The sequence below is a fragment of the Stenotrophomonas sp. K-6 genome (genome assembly GCF_056861555.1).
In genome coordinates this window covers 330,069-349,665 of the sequence record NZ_JBSPUC010000004.1, presented here as the reverse complement: position 1 = coordinate 349,665, position 19,597 = coordinate 330,069, and the positions used below count along the sequence as shown (strand labels likewise).

Sequence of the window (19,597 nt, the reverse complement as noted above, 5' to 3'; positions counted from 1 at the left end):
GATTCGTCTGGCAACCGCCCATCCCACCGCGGTGGATCCCGTGAGTGAGCCCACGGGATGCATCTTGTTCCCTTACTTGTCGTGCGTGATCAGCTGCACCACGCTGGAGAAATCCAGCTTGCCGCGACCGGCCTGGTGATTCATCGAATACAGGTTGCGCGCCAGCTCGCCCAGCGGGATCGAGGCACCGACACTCATCGCTGCTTCCACCGCCAGGCCCATGTCCTTGAGCATCAGGTCGCTGCCGAAACCGCCGCTGTAGCCACGCGAGGCCGGGGCGTTTTCGAGCACGCCGGGCCACGGGTTGCACACTTCGGTCGCCCAGCTGCGGCCGGTGCTGACCGCCATCATCTGCGAAAGCACCTTCGGGTCCAGCCCGTGCGCGACGCCCAGCGCGATCGATTCACCGGTCACCGCCATGATCACGCCCAGCGCCATGTTGTTGCACAGCTTGGCCACCTGACCGGCACCGCTGGCACCAACGTGGAAGATGTTTTTGCCCATCGCCTGCAGCAGCGGGCGCGCACGCTCCAGTGCCTCGGCTTCGCCACCGACGATGAAGGTCAGCGTGCCGGCCTGTGCACCCGCGGTGCCGCCGGAGACCGGGGCATCCAGCATCTGCAGGCCACGCGCGGCGGCCGCTTCGGCGACCTTGCGGGCAGTGGCCGGGGCGATGGTGCTGCAATCGATGACCAGTGCGCCACCCGGGATATCGGCCAGCAGGCCATCGTCACCGAGGTAGACCCCTTCCACGTGGCGGCTGGCCGGCAGCATCGAGATGACGATCTCTGCGTCGGTCAGTGTATCCAGCGCCGAGCTGGCGGCGGTGGCGCCGGCATCGACGGCGGCCTGCACAGCGGCGGGCACCAGATCGAACACGCGCACGGCGTGACCGGCCTTGGCCAGGTTGGCGGCCATCGGGCCACCCATGTTGCCCAACCCGATGAATGCAATACGGCTCATGCGTGGCTCCTTTCAGGGACGGTGGCACCGAGGTCGGCCAGCGGATGCGCGGCATCGGACCACGGCGAAACGAAGAAGGTGCGGGCCCACTCGGCCGTGGCGTCCGCCAGGGTGCGCGGCTGCCACTGGGGGTTGCGGTCCTTGTCGATCAGCAACGCGCGGATGCCTTCGGCGAAATCGCCATGGGCGGCCGCGTGCAGGGCTGCGATGTACTCGATGCGGTAGACCTCGGCCAGCGAGGCACCCTCGGCCAGGTACTGCAGCTCGAACGCGAGCCGCGCCGAGCCGGGTGCACCGGCAGCAAGCGTGGCCTGCGCGTTCTTCAACCAGGCGTCCTCGGTCTCCAGGGCAAGGATCGCCTCGACGATGGCGCCGACGTCGTCACCGGCGCACAGCGCATCCACGGTGGCGGCATTGCGCAGCAGCGGGCCGGTGGCCGCATCGCTGGCGTGCTGCTGCAGCAGCGCAGTCAACTGTTCGTGGTTGCGCTTGGCCTCGCGGCTCCAGTGCACGTCCGCCAGCGCGTTGAACACGGTCTCGCGCTGTGCCTCGGCGATGTGGATATCGGCCAGGCCAGCGTAGATCGCATCGCCGGCGTTGAGCGGCGCACCGGTCAGGGCCAGGAACAGGCCGCCGTGGCCGGGCACGCGCGGCAGCAGCCAGCTGCCGCCCACGTCCGGGAACAGGCCGACGGTGATCTCAGGGAACGCCAGCTTGGAGCGCTCGCTGACCACGCGGTGGCTGGCGCCGGACATCAGGCCGATGCCACCGCCCATGACGATGCCATGGCCCCAGCACAGGATCGGCTTGGGGTAGGTGTGGATCGCGTAGTCGACGCGGTACTCGACGTCGAAGAATTCAGCGGCGTAGGCGTTGTCACGGATGTCGGTCTTTCCGCTCTCGCGGTAGTCGACCATGCTGCGGTACAGGCTGTGCAGGTCGCCGCCGGCGCAGAAGGCTTTCTCGCCCGCGCCCTGCAGCACGACCAGCGCGATGCCGTCATCAACGGCCCAGGCCTCCAGCCGCTCGCGCAGCAGATGCGCCATCGGCAGCGAGAACCCGTTGAGGGTGCGCGCGGCGTTGAGCGTCGCGATGCCGATGCGCGTGCCGTTGCCGGCGGCGCGCTCTTCGAACAGCACCGGCGCCTCGTCATGGGCGGCGGCGGTGCTCATGCGTTTTTCCATTGCGCGGCGCGCTTTTCCAGGAAGGCGTTCACGCCTTCGGCCTGGTCAGCACTGTCAAACAGATCGACGAAGGCTTCGCGCTCAGCCACCAGCGCCGAGGCGTGGGTACCGGTGCGGGTGGCCTGCACCAGCGTCTTGCACGCGGCGATGCTGGTCGGGCTCTGCTTGCCGGCCTTGTGCGCCCATGCCACGGCCAGCGCCTTGGCTTCGCCCTTGGCGACCTTCTCTTCGACCAGGCCGATACGCAGTGCGGTGTCCGCATCGATGCGCTCGCCGAGCAGGATCATGCGCTTGGCCCAGCCTTCGCCAACCAGACGCGGCAGGTTCTGAGTGCCGCCGGCGCACGGCAGCAGGCCGACGGTGGCCTCCGGCAGCGCCACCTGGGCGTGTTCTTCAATGATGCGCAGGTCGCAGGCCAGCGCGCATTCCAGACCGCCGCCCATCGCGTAGCCGTTGATCGCCGCGATCGACACGCCGCGGAATCCGGACAGGGCTTCGAAGGCTTCGCCGAAGCGGCGTGCGGCTTCGCGGGCGGCAGCCTTGTCGCCGGAGGCGAACTGCTTCAGGTCGGCACCGGCGGAGAAGAACTTCTCGCCGTCACCGGTGATCACCAGCGCGTAGATATCGCGGTCCGCATTGAGCGCGCCGACCAGATCGCGCAGCGCGGACAGGCTGTGTACGGTCCAGGTGTGCGCCGGCGGGTTGTTGAGGGTGATGACCGCAACGTGGCCATCGGCCTCGACCTTCAGACCGACATGATCATGCTGGCGCCACTCCATCATCGCAGTTCCTCTTCAGTGTTGAGCAGGTGGCGGGCCACGATCACACGCATGATCTCGTTGGTGCCCTCCAGGATCTGGTGCACGCGCGAATCGCGCAGCAGCCGTTCGATCGGGTATTCACGGATATAGCCGTAGCCGCCGTGGATCTGCAGCGCGTCGTTGCAGATGTTGAAACCGGCATCGGTGGCGAAGCGCTTGGCCATCGCGCACCACACGTTGGCATCGCTGGCACCGGCATCAAGCTTGCGCGCGGCGGTGTGCACCATCTGCCGGGCGGCGACCAGCTGGGTGACCATGTCGGCCAGCTTGAACTGCAGCGCCTGGAACTCCGACAGCGCCTTGCCGAACTGGCGGCGCTCGCCCATGTAGCGGCGGGCGGCATCCAGAGCGCCTTGGGCCGCGCCGAGTGAGCACGCGGCGATGTTGATGCGGCCGCCGTCCAGGCCCTTCATGGCCAGCTTGAAACCGCTGCCTTCCTCGCCGAGCAGATGGCTGACCGGCACGTGCACGTTCTCAAACGTGATGCCGCGGGTGGGCTGACTGTTCCAGCCCATCTTCTCTTCCTTGCGGCCGTAGCTGATGCCCGGCAGGTCGGCCGGCACCGCGATCGCACTGATGCCACCTGCGCCTGGACCGCCCGTACGCGCCATCACCACCAGCAGTTCAGTGGCCCCGGCGCCGGAGATGAAGGCCTTGGAACCGTTGAGTACGTAATGGTCGCCGTCACGCACCGCGCTGGTTTTCAGCGAGGCCGCGTCCGAGCCGGCACCCGGCTCGGTCAGGCAGTACGAGGCCAGCTTGGTGCCGGACGAGAGGTCTGCACCCCACGCGGCACGCAGGCTCTGTTGGCCCCACTTGGCCACCATCCACGACGCCATGTTGTGGATGCTGACATAGGCCGCCGTGGACGGGTCCACATTGGCGAGCTCCTCGATGACGACGGCGGCGTCCAGACGGCTCAAGCCGCTGCCACCGACCTCGGGGTCCATGTACAACCCACAGAACCCGAGTTCCCCTGCCTTGGCGATCGCCTCGCGCGGAAAGATGCCCTCCGCATCCCATCGCGCGGCGTGCGGCGCCAGTTCGGCCTGGGCGAAGTCACGCGCTGCCTCTCTATAGGCCTGCTGCGCTTCGTCGAGTTCCGTCGTCATCGAGTGGCTCATGGTCGAACTCCGTTGTTGCTGTTGCTTACTTCAGGCTGATGGTGGTGTTGACGCCATGACCCAGCGTCTCGTCATCGAACCAGCGCGAGGTGATCGTCTTGGTCTGGGTGTAGAACATCACCACCTGCTTGCCGTACGGGCCCAGGTCGCCGAGCTTGGAGGCACGCGAGCCGGTGAACGAGAACAGCGGCACCGGCACCGGGATCGGCACGTTGATGCCGACCTGGCCGACGTCGATGTCTTCCTGGAACTTGCGGGCGGCCGCACCGGACTGGGTGAACAGCGCGGTGCCGTTGCCGTTCGGGTTGGCGTTGATCAGTTCGATGGCATCCTCCAGCGTGTCCGCTTCCAGGATCACCAGCACCGGCCCGAAGATTTCCTCGTCGTACACGCGCATGCCCGGCGTCACGCCGGCGAAGATGGTCGGGCCAACGAAGTTGCCCTTCTCGAAACCATCGACCTGCGGGTTGCGGCCGTCGAGCACCAGCTTGGCGCCCTGCTCCACGCCCGAGGCGATCAGGCCTTCGACACGCTCACGCGCGGCGCAGGAGATGACCGGGCCGACATCGGTACCGGCGACGCTGCCACCGCTGACCTTCAGCGTCTTGGCCTTGGCCACCAGGTCCGGCACCCACTCGCGTGCTTCGCCGACCAGCACCAGGGTGGAGGCGGCCATGCAGCGCTGACCGGCCGCACCGAAGGCGGCACCGACCATCGCGTTGAGGCTCTGTTCCTTGTTGGCGTCCGGCAGCACCACGGCGTGATTCTTGGCGCCCATCATGCACTGCACGCGCTTGCCGGCCAGCGAAGCGCGGTTGTACACGTGGGTGCCGACGCGGGTGGAACCGACGAAGGACACCGCCTTGATATCCGGGTGATCGCAGATCGCGTTGACCACGTCTTCGCCGCCGTGCACTACGTTGAGCACGCCTTTGGGGATACCCGCCTCCAGCGCCAGTTCGACCAGGCGCATGGTGACCATCGGGTCCTGCTCGGAAGGCTTGAGGATGAAGGTGTTGCCGGTTGCGATGGCCATCGGGAACATCCACAGCGGAATCATCGCCGGGAAGTTGAACGGGGTGATGCCCGCGCAGACGCCCAGCGGCTGCAGCAGGGTGTAGGTGTCCACGCCGTTGGCCACGTTGTTGGCCAGCTCACCGAGCTGCAGGTTGCCGATCGCGGCGGCGTGCTCGACCACTTCCAGGCCACGGAACACATCGCCCTCGGCATCCGGCACGGTCTTGCCCTGCTCGGCGCTGAGGATGTGGGCCAGCTCGCTCATGTTCTCGCGGATCAGCTGCTGGTACTTCAGGAAGATGCGCGCACGGGTGCCGATCGGGGTCTTGCGCCAGGTCTTGAACGCTTCCTTGGCCGAGGCGACGGCGGCGTCGACTTCGCTGGGGGTGGCGAACGGGACCTGGGCCAGGACGTCCTGGGTGGCCGGGTTGACCACGTTCTGCCAATGCGAGCTGGTCGATTCGATGAACTGGCCATCGATCAACATGCGGATACGGGGCGCTGCAACAGTCATGGACAATCCCGGCGGGTCGAAAGTTGTTGGCATTATTCACAGTGCCACCCTCGATTTCCGGCCTGTATACGCTTAATCTGGCCAATGCCCGCTACGATTCTTGTGAATTCTGTGAATAGCCAGCCCGTCCAACGCCAGATCGGCCTGCGCCTGCTCAAGCTGCGCGAGCAGCGCGGCTACAGCCAGCTGGCGCTGGCCAAGGCCTTGGGGCTGTCGGCCAGCTACCTGAACCAGATCGAGCGCAACAAGCGGCCGCTGACTCCGGCGGTGCAGGGCAAGCTGCGTGAGGTGCTGGGTGACGTCAGCGAGCTGTTCGAGGTCGATGACCCCGGCGCGCTGCAGGAATCGCTGGGCGAGACCCTGCGGGACCTGGGCCTGGCGGATGTGAGCAGCACCGAGCTGCGCGCGATGGCCGGCAACCTGCCGCAGATCAGCCGCGCCCTGCTCGACCTGCACCGCCGCCACCTGATGCTGCGCGAGCATGCCGCCGCGCTGGAGTTCCAGCTGGGCGATGTGCATGCCGGGCAGGCACTGCCCGCGGGCGACCAGGTGCGCGATTTCTTCAACCGCATGCACAACCACATCCCCGAGCTGGATGACCTGGCCGAGCAGCTGTTCGGCGAATGGGGGCTGGTGGCCGGGCATGTGGCGCCGCGCCTGCGCCAGCTGCTGGCCGACCGCCATGGCGTGCTGGTGGAAGTGGGGCCGCTGCAGCCCGGGCGCGAGAAGCGCGTCTACGACGGCGGCAGCCGCACCTTGTGGCTGCCCGACTACCTGGAGCCGGGCCAGCAGGCCTTCCAGATGGCGGCCGAGCTGGCCCTGCTCGGCTATGCGGCGCAGATCGATGCGGTGATCGCCCGTGCGGGCTTCGGCGAAGCGGAGCAGATCGCGCAGGCGCGGATAGGCATGTCCAACTACTTCGCCGGGGCGCTGGTGATGCCGTATGCGCAGTTCCTGCGCGCCGCCGAGCACAGTGCCTACGACATCGATGCCCTGGCCCATCGCTTCGGCGTGGGCTTCGAAGCGGTCTGCCATCGCTTGAGCACGCTGGCGCGGCGCAGTGCGCCGGGCCTGCCGTTCTTCTTCATCCGCGTGGACCGTGCGGGCAATGTCTCCAAGCGGCATTCGGCCACCGATTTCCACTTCTCGCAGGTGGGTGGCTCGTGCCCATTGTGGATCGTGTACGAAGCCTTCAACCAACCCGGGCGTGTATTGACCCAGACCGCGCGCATGCCGGACGGGCGTCGTCACTTCTGGTTGGCGCGGCAGGTGAGCAGTGGGCCGATCGGGCATGGCCAGCCACGCAAGACCTTCGCGGTGGCGCTGGGCTGCGATCTGCAGCATGCCGAGCGGTTGATCTACACGCGCGGGCTGGATATCCAGAGCCCGGGCAACTCGGTCTCGATCGGCCCGGGCTGCCGCGTATGCCCGCGCGAGGATTGCATGCAGCGCGCGTTCCCGCAGCTGCCGGGGCGCGGCTGATGCGGTCCGGTGGTGGTTGGATCGTGCCGGCCGATGGCCGGCTCTACCGGGTGGCGGAAACCCTCAATAGATCGGTGTGACCTTCATCTGCGGCAGCGGCCGCGGCGCGCCGTCGGTGAGGTCCGGCCCGAGGTCTTCCCAGGTCTGGCCCTGCTCGACCATGTGCCGCCACAGCTGCTGCGATTCGCGGCGTTTGTCTTCCGAACTCAGGCGGTACGACGGCGGAGGCGGTGTGCCGGTGGCGACGCTCTGATAGGCCCCTTCGTACGCTGTGACGCGCTGCGCAGGGTCATCGGTGCGCGCCACATCCAGCGTGTAGCGCTGGTAGGCCGAGGCCAGATTGCGCCAGCGGATCCAGTAGTGGTTGGCGAAAGAGAAATCGCAGAAGCGCTCCCCGGCGATGCTGCCCTTGTCGGCAATGCGGCTGAGCACAGCCTGTGGCATGTCCAGGTTCATGCCGCCTTCGTCGCCCTCCAGCGCGACATGCACGATGCGGTCGCGGTACCCCGGCGCACGCGCCTGGAGCACATCGCGCCAGTTCTGCATGGTCGATACGATCGAAAACAGGAAACCGGACATCTCCGCCGCGGCCATCGGCTGCGCGATGGACTGGTAGGTGCGCTGCCAGCCATGGCGGTTCTCGGTGGGCAGGAACACGGCCTGCTCCGCGCGCGCATGCGCGTCGCCCTCCGCCACCACGCTCACGGCGTCAGCAGGCTGCGCGTAGACGAGATTGATGCCGAACGTGGGCCAGCGCGGCAACGCGGCGTCGAACAGATGGATCGGGAAGTTGCTGCTGATCCCGCCATCGGAGAACCAGCACACACGGAAGGCGGTGATCACCGGGCCGCAGCTCTGGCCACCACTGGTGAGCCCTTCCATGCTGTCAGCCACGTTGGTGTTATCGCGCGGTGGCTCGGCATCCGCCACGGGCTCGCAGCGGCGCTCGCGACGGGCCGGCTCGTGCAGCGGCACCGCGCTGATCAGCAGCGGGAAGCTCAGGCTCATCCGGGTGGCGACGAGCACCGGCAGGTCCTCGCCATCGACCAGGCGGTAGTAGTCGCGCCCGTCCACCTGCTCCGGCGCGCCGGCCCGTGCAACCAGCCACTCGACCACGCTGGCGGGAAACAGCTGCGTGAACTCCTCGCGAAGGAACCAGAAATGCGCCGCGTTGAACGGCAGCGTGCGCGGCTCACTGTGCGACACGCAGGTGGTGATCATCTGCAGCGTGATGGCGTGCGCACCGCTGGGCTCGCCAGGATAGCGTTGAGCCGTGTGCAGATCGCCGAAGGTCAATGGCTGGTCATGCGGCTTGCCGGCCAAGGCCTGCAGTTGCGTGTGCAGCCAATCGGTCAACGCCGGCGCGGAGGCATTCGGCTGGGTGCTGCCGTTGCACAGGCCGAGCAGGTTGCGGCGGGCGACGCGGGCAACGCGCAGCGCCGAGGCCAGGACACCGGCGCCGTAGGCGCACAGCAGCGAGGGCAGCAACGTCGCCCAGATGCCGTCGGTGCCACCGGCCAGGTAGCCGATGCCCAGCAGGCCGGCCAGCGACAGCAGCACCTCCAGTGGCGCGATCGCAAATACCGCGGCGAGCAGACACGCGACCTTGCGCGGCAGGCCAGCCTTGCCGGTCAACATCACCAGCAGGCGGTACGCGGTACGCGCGCCATACGCCGGCTGGAACAGGCTGTGGATGAAGCCTTGCCGTGACAGTTGCGCCGACACGTCGGCCAGCCCCGGAAAGCCCACCGTCGCCGCTACCGGCTCCCCGGCCTGGCGGCGCCGATCGCCCAGCGCTGCCGCGGCGGCCACGGCAGCGGCAATGGCCCCGGCCGAGGTACCGCCGATACTCTTGAAGCGGTACTCACGGGCCAGCGACAGCACCGCGTTGGGATACACGATGCCGCTGGTGATGCCGCCCTTCATGACCAGATCGCAGTACTTGTCCGCCACGTTGCCGTCCTCTGTCCGCCCGTGCGTGGCCGATCCACGCACCCTCTCCAGCGGTGCCCGCCACAAGGCAGGCACCGGGGAGATCGATGGGAACAGTATCGCCTGCGCGCTTCTCAGGGCCTGAGAAGCGCGGCACGGAACGGCTTATTCAGCGTTGCCGGACTGCGGCACGCGTCGTACCTGGGAGAGGTCGTAGCCGAGCGCGGCGATGCGGGTCATGGCCGCTTGATAGTCCGCATCGGAGATCGTGGGCGTGCGCGCCATCAGCCACATGTAATCACGCTTGCTGCGGCCGACGATGGTCTGCTTGTAGTCCGGATCCAGATCCACGATCACGTACTCGGCCTGGATCGGCCAGATGAACTGCATGCCCCAGATGGCGCCGCCGGTGCCCTCCTTGACGGTACCGATCGGGTGCATGGTCTTGATCGGTGCCTGGAAGCTGCCCTTGCGATAGCGGAAGGTGGTCTGGATGCGGCCGTCCGGACGCAGTGCGTAGGACTCCACGGCATCGAACGCTTCACGTTCGGGCCGGCTGGGGATGTGGGCGATCACATACCAATCGCCCATGAAGCGCGGCACGTCCACGTGCGCCACGGGCGGGATCGGACGGGTGTTGCCGCTGCAGCCGCCGAGCATCATGCCGACAACCAGCAGGGGAACGAGAGCACGGATGGACATGACGGCTTCCTCCAGGAACGTGGGGTGATCACGGACGGTTGAACAGGTAGTGGGCCACCTGCCACTGCTGGCCCTGCTGGTAGCCGAACAACTCGGCGCAGGCCATCCAGAACATGCGCCAGCGCTGGTGCCACAACGCGGCCGAGGCGTCGCCATAGGTCTGCCGCAGCACCGCCATCACGGCCTCTTTCTCGCGGTCCTGGTTGGCCAGCCAGTGGTTGGCGGTGCGCTCGTAGTGCGTGCCATCGAGCAGCCAGCGCTGCTGCAGCTGCAGGTGCTGCTGGAAGAACAGCAGGGTATCTGCCGCCGGCATCAGGCCACCGGTGAAGAAGTGGCGACCCATCCAGTTGTCGTCTCCCTCGGTCTCGAACGGGTACATCAGCGTACGGTGCACGAAGATGTGCACGAACAGCTTGCCTTCCGGTCGCAGCCACGCGTGGATGCGCTGCAGCAGCTGCGGGTAGTTGCGCATGTGTTCGAACATCTCGATCGAGACGCAGCGGTCGAAGGTCTCGGCATCGAGCGTCAGATGATTCACATCACGGGTCAGCACGGTGACGTTGATCAGGCCACGTGCACGACACTGCCCCAGGATGTACTCGCGCTGGCTGTTGGAGTTGGAGACGGCGGTGATCTGCGCGTTCGGATAGCGCTCGGCCATCCACAGCGTCAGCGAACCCCAGCCACAGCCCAGCTCAAGAATATGCTGCCCATCGGCCAGCTGTGCGCGCTCGCCATACAGCGCGAGCATCGCCTCTTCGGCCTCGTCCAGGGTTTCAGTGCCGGTGGCGTAGTAGCAGCTGCTGTACTTCAGGCGCTTGCCGAGGCAGCGGTGGAAGAACTCGGCGGGCACTTCATAGTGCTGGCGATTGGCCGCATCCACGTGCAACGCCACCGCGCTGCTGGCCAGCCCGGCAATCCGCGCGGCAAAGCGCTGCGACTGGACCTGCTGGCCGCCGGCAAGCTCTTCGCGCAGGCGCTGCTCGCACTGGCGGCGGATGCCCAGCCGCAACAGCGCATCGGGCAGCACCCCGCGTTCGGCCAGGCCGGTCAGGCCCGGTGCGTAGTCCGGCAGCGGAAGACGGTCACTGGCGACATTCATGGTGAAGATTCCTTACGGGCAGACGACGAACGGGAGGGGAACCACGGAAACAGCATCGGCGTGGTGCGTTGGTATTCGCGGTAATCCTCACCGCGCGAGCGCAGCGCCTGCGCCTCGGTGAAGGGAATGCCGCTGACCCAGCGCAGGAACACGTACATCACCAGCGGGCCGGACCAGGCCAGCCACCACAGCGGCGACTGCACGGCCAGCAGCACGTAGGTGAACCAGTGCAGCCATTCGAAGAAATAGTTGGGATGCCGCGAGTAACGCCACAACCCATCGCGGCAGGTCTTGCCCTTGTTGGCCGGATCGGCACGGAAGCGCGCCAGCTGACGATCGGCCAGCGATTCGCCGCCCACGCTCAGCAACCACATCGCCACCGCGGCGATCAGCCAGCCCCAGCCCTGGGGTGCCGGGTTCACCGACACCGCCACGAACGGCAGTGCGAACAGCACGATCAGCAGGGCCTGGAACTGGAAGAAGCCGAAGATCTTTCCCTGGTGGCCGTTCCAGTGCTTGCGCAGATGCTGGTAGCGACCATCCTCGGGCTCGCTGCGCACGCGGTGCCACAGGTGCAGGGCCAGACGCGAGCCCCACAGGCCGCCCAGCACCGCCAGCGCGATCCTCGGCATCGCCGCGCCATCGCCGAGCAGTGCCAGCAACAGGGCAGACGCGCCCACACCTTTGGCCCACAGCACATCGACCACCCCGATGTTCTGGTGCCGGCGCTGCCACCACCAGCCCCAGGTCATCATCACGGCGGCGTACAGCCACACCACCCACAGCATCTTCATCGTGTGTCTCCTGGAGCAAGTGTGGCAAGGGGTACCGCGCGGGTCTGCCAATGACGGGCACACGCCGCAAGGACCGGCAGTGCGATCGCCCAGCCGAGGCCGAGCAGCAGCACGCCGTGCCACTGCGGTGCGGCGAACACCACCGACGACCAGCCGCGCGCGGCGGACAGATACGCCAGCGGCGCCAAGAGCAGGCCGACCAGAGCAGCAATGCGCAGATGCCGCTGCAACGTCGCGAACGACACCGTGAGCGTCATCGCGAAGGCGGCCCACAGCGCGAGGATCCAGACGGGGGCGATCCACGCGGCATCATTGCCAGCCGCGTACCGCACCCACCCAGAGGCGCCGGCCAGCCCGTCTACGACCAACCCGCAGGCGATCGCTACCAGCATCAATCTGATCTCCACTGACGGCTGCGCGGACCAGACCAGCTGACTCCCCACGTAAACCGCCGCTGCCACCAGCGCGGGCCAACGCAGCCCGTGACCGGCGCCGATCACGGCGCACAGCCAGACAAGCTGGTTGCCGATCACATTGGCCCAGAAACGCAGCACTTCAGCCCTCCCCGGCAATCAGCGCGGGCCGGAACCCCGGGCGCGCCATCAACAGGTGCGAAACGCCGATGGAGCGCTCCAGGAAGCCACCCTCGCAGTACGCCAGATAGAACTCCCACATGCGGATGAAGCCCGCATCGAAGCCCTGTGCACGCACCGCCGGCAGCTGGGCCAGGAAGCGCTGGCGCCACGCACGCAGCGTCAGTGCATAGGATGGGCCGAAATCATGCTGGCCGATCAGCTGCAGATCGCTGCTACGGGTCTTGGCGGCGACGATCGCATTGATCGAGGGAATGAAGCTGCCGGGGAACACGAAGCGTTTGATGTAGTCGACGCTGCGCCGCGCCTGCTCGTAACGCTGGTCTTCGATGGTGATGGCCTGCAGCAGCGCCAGGCCATCGTCCTTGAGCAGGCGGGTCAGCGTGGCGAAGTAGGTGTCCAGGTACTGCGCGCCGATCGCCTCGATCATCTCGATGGAGACCAGCTTGTCGAACTGGCCCTCCAGATCGCGGTAATCCTTGAGCAGCAGGGTCACCTTGTCCTGCAGCCCGGCCGCCTCGACCCGCTGCCTGGCCAGCGTGAACTGCTCCACCGAGATGGTGGTGGTGGTGACGTGGCAGCCGATATGGCGGGCCGCGTACAGCGCGAAGCCACCCCAGCCGGTACCGATCTCGACCACGCGATCAGACGCGGTGAGCTGCAGCTGCTCGCAGATGCGGGCCAGCTTGCGCTCGGACGCCGCTTCCAGCGTGTCGTCCGGGCTGGCATACAGCGCCGAGGAGTACATCAGGTCTGGCGACAGGAACAGCGAGAAGAACGGATTGCCGAGGTCATAGTGCGCGGCGATGTTGCGGCGGCTGCCTTCGCGGGTGTTGCGACGCAGCCGGTTCCAGCCTTTCAGCAGCCAGCCGCCGATGCGCGCCGGGCCGCCCTCCATGCCATCAAGCAGATCCCGGTTGCGCACCAGCAACTGCACCAGCGCGACCAGGTCATCGCAGCGCCAGTCACCGCGGATGTAGGCCTCGCCTGCACCCACGCTGCCCTGTGCGGCCACCGCGCGGTAGAAACCGGGGTCGTCCACCCAGACCGTCACCTGGGGTGTGGCGTCCGGATCGCCGATCACCACATCGCCCACGGCATCGCGCAGCCGCAGATGCCCACCGCGCAGCGGTGCCAGCTGCGCCAGCAGGCGCCCGCGCAGGAACCCTTCAAGGGCGGACGGTTGCGGCACGGCCACCGCGCGTGTCATGTCGTTCATGGGGATTTTCCAGCAAGAGAAGGATGGTCGTGGACGGGGTTGCGCTTGAGCCACAGGCGCAGCGCCTGCCAGTGGATCGCGGCCACCACCTTGAGGGTCATCAGCGGGTAACGCAGCAACACGCCGGCCAGGCCACGACCGGTGAGCGGATGGCGCTGCATCACCAGGTCGGCATCGAACTGGCACACGCCCTCGCGCCACACCTGCATGTGCACGTGCAGGTCATCGCCCGGCGCGGTGAAGCGCCAGCGGTACTCGCAGTCCATCTGCATGAAGGGAGAGACGTGGAACTGCTTGTCGAAGGACCAGCACAGCGCGCGGCCCTGGGCATCGGCCTGCGCCACCGGCAGTACGTAGGCGTGGCGCTCCTTCCAGGGCGTGTTGGTGATCTCCGCCACGATACTGTCCAACGTAGTGCCGTCGGCGGCGTAGCAGTAGTAGAAGCTCACCGGATTGAACACATGCCCGGCGTAGCGCGGGTGCGTGAGCAGGCGGATCGGACCGGCAGGCGCGCGGCCCAAGGCATCGGTGATGCGTGCACGCACGGCATCGGCCAGCGGCTGATCGGGCGCGCCGAGATAGTCGCTGCGGCGGAACTCGACCACATTGCGGCGACCCACCGACCACAGCCAGCGCCGCTCGAACAGGCGCGGCAGCTCGTCCAGATCCAGCAGCAGCTGCGCGATCGGGTAGCCAAACGCATGCGCGTGCGGCGCGTGCCGCCGATGGCGCATCCAGCCACGGTAGATCGCACTGGCGGTCATGCCGGCAGTGCCTCGGCCAGCGGCCAGTAAGACTCTGCATCCAGCGCCTGCAACGCATCGACCACGCGGCGGGCACTGCGGATGCCGTCTTCGTGGAAGCCCCACCCCCAATACGCGCCGGCGAACCAGGTGCGGCGATGACCCTGGATTTCGGCCCAACGCTGCTGGGCGCGCACCATCGCGTGATCGTGCACCGGGTGGGCGTACTGCAGGCGACGCAGCACGGTGGCCGGATCGATCGCCTCGCTGCGGTTGAGCGTGACCACCAAGGGCGTGGGCGTATCGATGCCCTGCAGCAGGTTCATGCAGTAGCTGACCGTGCACGCCGCCATTGGATCGCGCGGCACATGCGCGTTCCAGGCGGCCCAGGCCTTGCGGTCACGCGGCAGCAGGCTGGCGTCGGTATGCAGCACCACCTCGTTGGGCTGGTAACGGATCGCGCCCAGCACCGCGCGCTCGGTGAGATCGGCATCGGACAGCAGGGCCAGCGCCTGGTCGCTGTGGCAGGCCAGCACCAGCTGGTCGAAGCCTTCCAGCCCGGCAGCGCTGTGTACGCGCACGCCATGCTCGTGGCGCTCCACGCCGAACACCGGGCATTCCAGCCGCTCGCGGACCTGCCAGCGGCGGCGCAGCGCCTCGACATACCGCGCCGACCCGCCTTGCACCACCCGCCAGGGCGCGCGCCCGGTCATCTGCAGCATCTGGTGGTTGGCCATGAACTGCACGAGGTAGCGCGCCGGGAAGGCGGCCAGACTGGCCGTCGGCGACGACCACAGCGCCGAGGCCATCGGCAGCAGATGCTCGTCGATGAAGGTGCGGCCGTAACGGCCGCGTGCCAGGAACTCGCCCAGCGACGGGCCTTCATCGTCGCTTTCCAGCAGCGCCGGTGCCTCGCGGTAGAACCGGCGCAGGTCGCGCAGCATGCCCCAGAAGCGTGGCGAGACCAGATTGCGGCGCTGGCAGAACAGGGTGTCCAGCGAGGTCGCGTTGTACTCCAGCCCGCTGCGCTCGCTGTGCACCGAAAAGCTCATCGTGGTCGGCTGCGACGCCACCCCCAGCTCGTCGAACAGACCGGTCAGCAATGGGTAGTGGGCGGGGTTGAACACGATGAAGCCGGTGTCCACCGCCTGCGTGCGCCCATCGACCTCCACCTCATGCGTATGGGTGTGACCCCCGAGGTAGTCATTGGCCTCGAACAGCGTCACTTCGTGCTGCTGGCTCAGCCACCACGCACTGGAGAGGCCGGCGATACCCGATCCGATGACGGCGATCCGCATGTCAGTGCTCCGCCTTGGCCAGCACCCAGGCCGGCACGGGTTTGAGATCACGCACCAAGCCGAGCGCGGCCATCGCGCGCAGGCCATACCAGGTGACATCCACTTCCCACCAGTAGAACCCCTGGCGGGCAGTACCCGGGAAGAAGTGGTGGTTGTTGTGCCAGCCCTCGCCGAAGGTCAGCAGGGCGAGCCACAGGTTGTTGCGGCTGTCGTCACCGGTGTTGAAACGCTGGCGGCCGAAACGATGTGCCAGCGAATTGATCGTCACCGTGGCGTGGAACAGCACCACAGTAGAAATGAAGAAGCCCCACACCAGCATCTGTCCACCGGTGGTGCCCCACGACGGTGCGATACGCTCCAGCAGCGCACCCAGCCCGAACAATGCAGCGGCCAGCGCTACCGGCACCAAGGTGTCGAAGCGGTCCAGCCAGCGCAGTTCCGGGTACTTGGCCAGATCGGGAATGCGCGACCAGTCGGTGCGGAAGCCTTCCACCGTGAGGAACCAGCCCATGTGGCTCCACCAGAAACCATGCACCGAGGGCGAGTGCGGATCGGCGGCGGTATCGGTATGACGATGGTGATTGCGATGATGCGCAGCCCACCACAACGGGCCGCGCTGCACACTGGAGGCACCGATCAACGCGAAGATGAACTGCACGGCGCGCGACGTCTGGAAGGTGCGGTGGGAGAAGTAGCGGTGGTAGAAGGCGGTGATCGCGAACATGCGCACCGCGTACAGCGCGACCGCCACGCCTACCGCAACCCAGGACACGCCCACCCAGATCACCGCCAGGCAGGCCAGGTGCATCGCGGCGAACGGGATCGCCCGCACCCAGTCCACGCGCTGCGGCTGACCCGCCGGCGCCGCCGCATCCGTGCTGGTGTCGAACCAGCGCAGCAACGTCGCCCAGCGACGTGGCTGTACGGTGCGTCCTGCGTCCGGGGTGGGGCTGTCCGACATGTCTCGCTTCTCCTGAGGCGTTAACAGGAGATACGGCAGGGCGTGACGTTTGGATGCACGGATCCGGAAAAAAACCGCGCACGCGTGCGATTACAGGTTCGCGATGTCGCCCTTGGCGATGATCGGGCCGGTCGGAATGCCTTGCGGCGCACCGCTCGACGGTTCCAGTGTGATCGCCAGCACCGAGCCGTTCACAAGCGCATCACGCAGCGTGTCGGGTACGGCCACGGTATGCGCGCGGTCGATGGAGACCAGGCCCAGCGAACGCGGTGCGCCGCCGGCCGGAATCAACCACAGCTCGGGGGCACGGCCTTCCGCATCGGCGGCGGCAGGTACCGGAACCATCAGCACCTTGCCCTGGGCCTTGTCGACGGAGGCCAGCCACCCTGGCGTGCCGTCGTCGTGCAACAGCGGTGTGACCGGCTTGGTCGCCTGTTCCGGCTCGGCCGGCGTCGTCGGCGCGGTCGGCGTGACCGCCACCGGCGTCGGCGCAGGTGCGTTGGGCTCCAGATCGCGGCGACTGAACACCGCCACCAGGGCCAGCGCGGCGGCCAGCGCCGTCATGCCCTGCCAGAAACCGGTGCGCTGCCAGACCCGGGGCGAGGCGGTCATTGCTGCGGGCCAGCCCAGTGACGTGCGGATGCGGGGCCACAGATGCGCAGGCACCGCTTCACTACCGAACGATTCGAGCAGCGGCGCAAGGCGGTTCTCCCACTGCGTCACCAATCGCGCAAAACCGGGATCGCCGGCGATGCGGCGTTCAACCTCGGCACGCGTGCCTGCATCGAGCACGCCCAGTACGTACTCGCCGGCCAGGATGTCGGCGCTCGGCGGCTCCCCGTCGTCGTGCAGATCATGGAGGTCGCGAACGTTCATCGTTCCAGGCACACCCGCAGTTGGCCCAGCCCACGACGGATCCAGCTCTTCACCGAGCCCAGCGGCGAACCGATGCGGCGCGAGAGTTCTTCATAGCTGGCGCCATCCAGGAAGGCCAGCCGGATCAAGGATCGACGACGCGGTTCCAGCCTCTCCAGACAGTCCTGCAGGCGCGCGTGCTCGGAGGCCTGCTCGGCGGCGTGCGCAGGCTGCGGGGCGAAATCAGGAATCTCCTCCGCCACGGAGAGATCATCCAGCGCGCGCGGCGGCGCGGCCCGCAGGCGGTCGATCGAGCGGTTGCGGGCCATCATCGACAGCCAGGTCATGGCCGCCGCCTTGGCGCGGTCGAATTGTGCCGCCTTGTTCCAGACCGTGGTGAAGACGTCCTGCAGCACCTCTTCGGCATCGCCGCGGTCGCGCAGCACATGCAGGCAGATGGCGAACAAGCGCCCCGATGACAATTGGTAGACCGATTCGAACGCCTGGCGATCACCGCCGGCGACGCGGACGAGCAGCTCGTCCAGACGGTGTGATGCGGCAGCGGCGGCGTCCAGCTCGGGCATTGCAGGCTCAATGTCGATAACGGGCGTATCGGCATCCTCCCTGCTCCCGCCGCTGTCTGCAAGGGGGCGCTCAGGCACCGCATGTCTTCACCAGCGGCTGCGTGCGCGCGGCGGACAACTCGGCCGCAGGCGTGGCAACGGGAGCCGCCGGAAACTCGACCCGCACCTGCGGGTACTTGCCCTTCTCATCGCGCACGTTGCCGGTGCCGGTGAACTGCAGCAGCCGCTGGTCCGCGGTGGCGTAGACCAGGGTGACCGGGGGCACCGCGAAACCGAACCACGCATCGAGCTTCATCTGCAGCTGCTCGGCCGGTTGACCCTGCCACGTCACCGCGCCGGTGCGTTGCAGTTTCAGCGGCACCAGGCGCTGACGGCTGGGCAGCAGGAACTGGAACGCCACGCTCTGCCCGGCCTGCAACGCCGCCCAATGGCTGCGCACCGCCGCGTCGAAACCGGCATCCACCACCGCGCCCGGCGGAACCGCGATCGCGCGGCTGAACGTCGGTGCCTGCGCGCTGGCGCGGACCGATACCTGGCGGGTGGCAGCACCGCCGCGCACGCCTTCCTGATACCCATCGCGGCCATCGTCCAGGGTGAAATCCGGCGTCTGCGGGCTGCCCTGCGGGGTCATCCACTTGCGTGCGAAGGGGCGCCCATCGCCGCAGCGGTACAGCACCAACCGCGACTGTGCGCTTGCCGGCCCCTGCAGCCAATGGGTCTCGCGGTAGAGCAGGCGCCCATCGGCGGTGGCGTACGCGCGGCCTTCCTGGCGCTGCACGGTCTGATCGGCGGCACTTACGGGGGCGGCGATCACCGACAGCAGCAGGAGCAGGCAGGGCAGGGGCTGGCGCATGGGGGTCCAAACGGGCGGGCTTGCAGGGAGATACGCAGTTGGCAGTGGTTTGGATGCAGCGCGGAGGAGATCGGGCGCCATCGGCAATGACGACTGGAGGTTGGACTCGCATCGAACGAACGTATTGGCACTCCTGTTCCGGTAAAGGAACAGTAGGGGGACCCAATCATTTCGAGGATAACGTTTGACGATAGTATCGTCGCACGTTACTATCCTCACTGCAGGAAGCCTTGTGCCGATTCTGTCTTTCCGATGCATGGCGACGCGACGCTTTTTCTCGGGTGCGAAGGTCAAACGGCTGGAACACATCGGCACTGTCGCCATGCGGAAGCTGGCGATGTTGGATGCTGCGGCTTCTCTGGCTGACCTGCGCATTCCACCCGCAAATCGGCTTGAGGCACTGCGTGGAGATCGCGCAGGTCAGTGGAGCATCCGCATCAACGATCAGTTCCGTGTCTGCTTCACTTGGACGGATGCTGGCGCCTGCAATGTTGAAATCTGCGACTACCATTGAGAGGTCCCGCTATGCGCGCCATCCCCTACCCTCATCCGGGTGAAATCCTCCAGGAGGAATTCCTCGTGCCTTTCGGCTTGAGCCAGTACAAGCTCGCGAAGGGAATCGGTGTGGCGCAGACCCGCATTGGTGAGATCGTGGCCGGCCGTCGCAGCATCAGTGCTGACACCGCACTTCGCCTGTCCCGCTTCTTCGGCACGACCGACGTGTTCTGGCTGAATCTCCAAGTCGCCCACGATGTGGCCGCTGCGAAAGACGCGTTGACGGACGTACTTGCCGCCATCGAGCCGCATCACCGCGCGGCCTGACGGCACGTAACAGACACAGCCATTCACAGTATGG

Annotated in this window: 20 protein-coding genes; 3 read left to right on the top strand and 17 right to left on the bottom strand. The window is 67.1% G+C overall.

The genetic code is table 11. The annotated features are described in order from the left end of the window. Positions 1 to 72: 72 nt before the first annotated feature. From mmsB to AC13F7_RS14485, 5 genes are read right to left on the bottom strand one after another with little or no spacing between them, the layout of a single operon-like run. Positions 73 to 963 carry a 3-hydroxyisobutyrate dehydrogenase gene (mmsB, locus tag AC13F7_RS14505; protein ID WP_483001666.1) on the bottom strand — a complete coding sequence of 297 codons (891 nt, stop codon included), beginning with the start codon at positions 961 to 963 and terminating at the stop codon, positions 73 to 75. Further along, positions 960 to 2,135 carry an enoyl-CoA hydratase/isomerase family protein gene (locus tag AC13F7_RS14500; protein WP_483001664.1) on the bottom strand — a complete coding sequence of 392 codons (1,176 nt, stop codon included), beginning with the start codon at positions 2,133 to 2,135 and terminating at the stop codon, positions 960 to 962. Before AC13F7_RS14500 ends, mmsB begins: the two co-directional genes overlap by 4 nt. Continuing rightward, on the bottom strand, positions 2,132 to 2,929 hold the full coding sequence (locus tag AC13F7_RS14495) for an enoyl-CoA hydratase (RefSeq protein WP_483001662.1): 798 nt from the start codon (positions 2,927 to 2,929) through the stop codon (positions 2,132 to 2,134). Before AC13F7_RS14495 ends, AC13F7_RS14500 begins: the two co-directional genes overlap by 4 nt. Then, positions 2,926 to 4,092: an acyl-CoA dehydrogenase family protein gene (locus AC13F7_RS14490; RefSeq protein ID WP_483001660.1), complete on the bottom strand. Its 1,167-nt coding sequence runs from the start codon at positions 4,090 to 4,092 to the stop codon at positions 2,926 to 2,928. Before AC13F7_RS14490 ends, AC13F7_RS14495 begins: the two co-directional genes overlap by 4 nt. 25 nt (positions 4,093 to 4,117) lie before the next feature. Beyond that, complete coding sequence (locus AC13F7_RS14485; protein ID WP_481469291.1) at positions 4,118 to 5,623, bottom strand: CoA-acylating methylmalonate-semialdehyde dehydrogenase; 1,506 nt, start codon at positions 5,621 to 5,623, stop codon at positions 4,118 to 4,120. A gap of 111 nt (positions 5,624 to 5,734) precedes the next feature. Between AC13F7_RS14485 and AC13F7_RS14480 the strand changes: the two genes are divergently transcribed. Further along, positions 5,735 to 7,105, top strand: coding sequence for a helix-turn-helix domain-containing protein (locus AC13F7_RS14480; protein ID WP_483001657.1), 1,371 nt, complete (start codon positions 5,735 to 5,737; stop codon positions 7,103 to 7,105). 63 nt (positions 7,106 to 7,168) lie between these two features. Here the strand turns inward: AC13F7_RS14480 and AC13F7_RS14475 are convergent, their stop codons facing one another. From AC13F7_RS14475 to AC13F7_RS14420, 12 genes are all read right to left on the bottom strand, one after another. Next, positions 7,169 to 9,058: an RpoH suppressor gene (locus AC13F7_RS14475; protein WP_483001654.1), complete on the bottom strand. Its 1,890-nt coding sequence runs from the start codon at positions 9,056 to 9,058 to the stop codon at positions 7,169 to 7,171. A gap of 144 nt (positions 9,059 to 9,202) precedes the next feature. After that, positions 9,203 to 9,739, bottom strand: a complete 537-nt coding sequence (locus AC13F7_RS14470; RefSeq protein ID WP_481469287.1) for a lipocalin family protein — start codon at positions 9,737 to 9,739, stop codon at positions 9,203 to 9,205. Positions 9,740 to 9,767: 28 nt separating this feature from the next. Then, positions 9,768 to 10,841 (bottom strand): cyclopropane-fatty-acyl-phospholipid synthase family protein, encoded by a 1,074-nt coding sequence (locus AC13F7_RS14465; protein ID WP_346481099.1) that lies wholly within the window; start codon positions 10,839 to 10,841, stop codon positions 9,768 to 9,770. Further along, on the bottom strand, positions 10,838 to 11,635 hold the full coding sequence (locus AC13F7_RS14460) for a DUF1295 domain-containing protein (protein ID WP_483001651.1): 798 nt from the start codon (positions 11,633 to 11,635) through the stop codon (positions 10,838 to 10,840). Before AC13F7_RS14460 ends, AC13F7_RS14465 begins: the two co-directional genes overlap by 4 nt. After that, positions 11,632 to 12,189 carry a DUF2878 domain-containing protein gene (locus AC13F7_RS14455; RefSeq protein WP_483001649.1) on the bottom strand — a complete coding sequence of 186 codons (558 nt, stop codon included), beginning with the start codon at positions 12,187 to 12,189 and terminating at the stop codon, positions 11,632 to 11,634. The genes AC13F7_RS14460 and AC13F7_RS14455 overlap by 4 nt, the downstream gene beginning before the upstream one ends. 1 nt (position 12,190) lies before the next feature. Continuing rightward, the gene (locus tag AC13F7_RS14450) at positions 12,191 to 13,447 is read right to left on the bottom strand and encodes a class I SAM-dependent methyltransferase (RefSeq protein WP_483001647.1); all 1,257 of its coding nucleotides are present in this window, start codon (positions 13,445 to 13,447) and stop codon (positions 12,191 to 12,193) included. After that, positions 13,444 to 14,211: a DUF1365 domain-containing protein gene (locus AC13F7_RS14445; protein ID WP_483001645.1), complete on the bottom strand. Its 768-nt coding sequence runs from the start codon at positions 14,209 to 14,211 to the stop codon at positions 13,444 to 13,446. The genes AC13F7_RS14450 and AC13F7_RS14445 overlap by 4 nt, the downstream gene beginning before the upstream one ends. After that, on the bottom strand, positions 14,208 to 15,488 hold the full coding sequence (locus AC13F7_RS14440; protein WP_483001643.1) for an NAD(P)/FAD-dependent oxidoreductase: 1,281 nt from the start codon (positions 15,486 to 15,488) through the stop codon (positions 14,208 to 14,210). The genes AC13F7_RS14445 and AC13F7_RS14440 overlap by 4 nt, the downstream gene beginning before the upstream one ends. Before the next feature lies 1 nt (position 15,489). Next, entirely contained in the window at positions 15,490 to 16,449 is a 960-nt protein-coding gene (locus AC13F7_RS14435; RefSeq protein ID WP_481469277.1) for an acyl-CoA desaturase, read from the bottom strand. Between the two features lie 90 nt (positions 16,450 to 16,539). Beyond that, on the bottom strand, positions 16,540 to 17,325 hold the full coding sequence (locus tag AC13F7_RS14430; protein WP_483001640.1) for an anti-sigma factor: 786 nt from the start codon (positions 17,323 to 17,325) through the stop codon (positions 16,540 to 16,542). Beyond that, positions 17,322 to 17,888 (bottom strand): sigma-70 family RNA polymerase sigma factor, encoded by a 567-nt coding sequence (locus AC13F7_RS14425; protein ID WP_483001638.1) that lies wholly within the window; start codon positions 17,886 to 17,888, stop codon positions 17,322 to 17,324. Before AC13F7_RS14425 ends, AC13F7_RS14430 begins: the two co-directional genes overlap by 4 nt. Positions 17,889 to 17,958: 70 nt before the next feature. Further along, positions 17,959 to 18,741, bottom strand: a complete 783-nt coding sequence (locus AC13F7_RS14420; protein WP_483001636.1) for a hypothetical protein — start codon at positions 18,739 to 18,741, stop codon at positions 17,959 to 17,961. Positions 18,742 to 18,973: 232 nt separating this feature from the next. Between AC13F7_RS14420 and AC13F7_RS14415 the strand changes: the two genes are divergently transcribed. Further along, on the top strand, positions 18,974 to 19,255 hold the full coding sequence (locus tag AC13F7_RS14415; RefSeq protein WP_483001634.1) for a type II toxin-antitoxin system RelE/ParE family toxin: 282 nt from the start codon (positions 18,974 to 18,976) through the stop codon (positions 19,253 to 19,255). Positions 19,256 to 19,266: 11 nt separating this feature from the next. Continuing rightward, positions 19,267 to 19,563 (top strand): HigA family addiction module antitoxin, encoded by a 297-nt coding sequence (locus AC13F7_RS14410; protein ID WP_259260529.1) that lies wholly within the window; start codon positions 19,267 to 19,269, stop codon positions 19,561 to 19,563. Positions 19,564 to 19,597 lie beyond the last annotated feature (34 nt).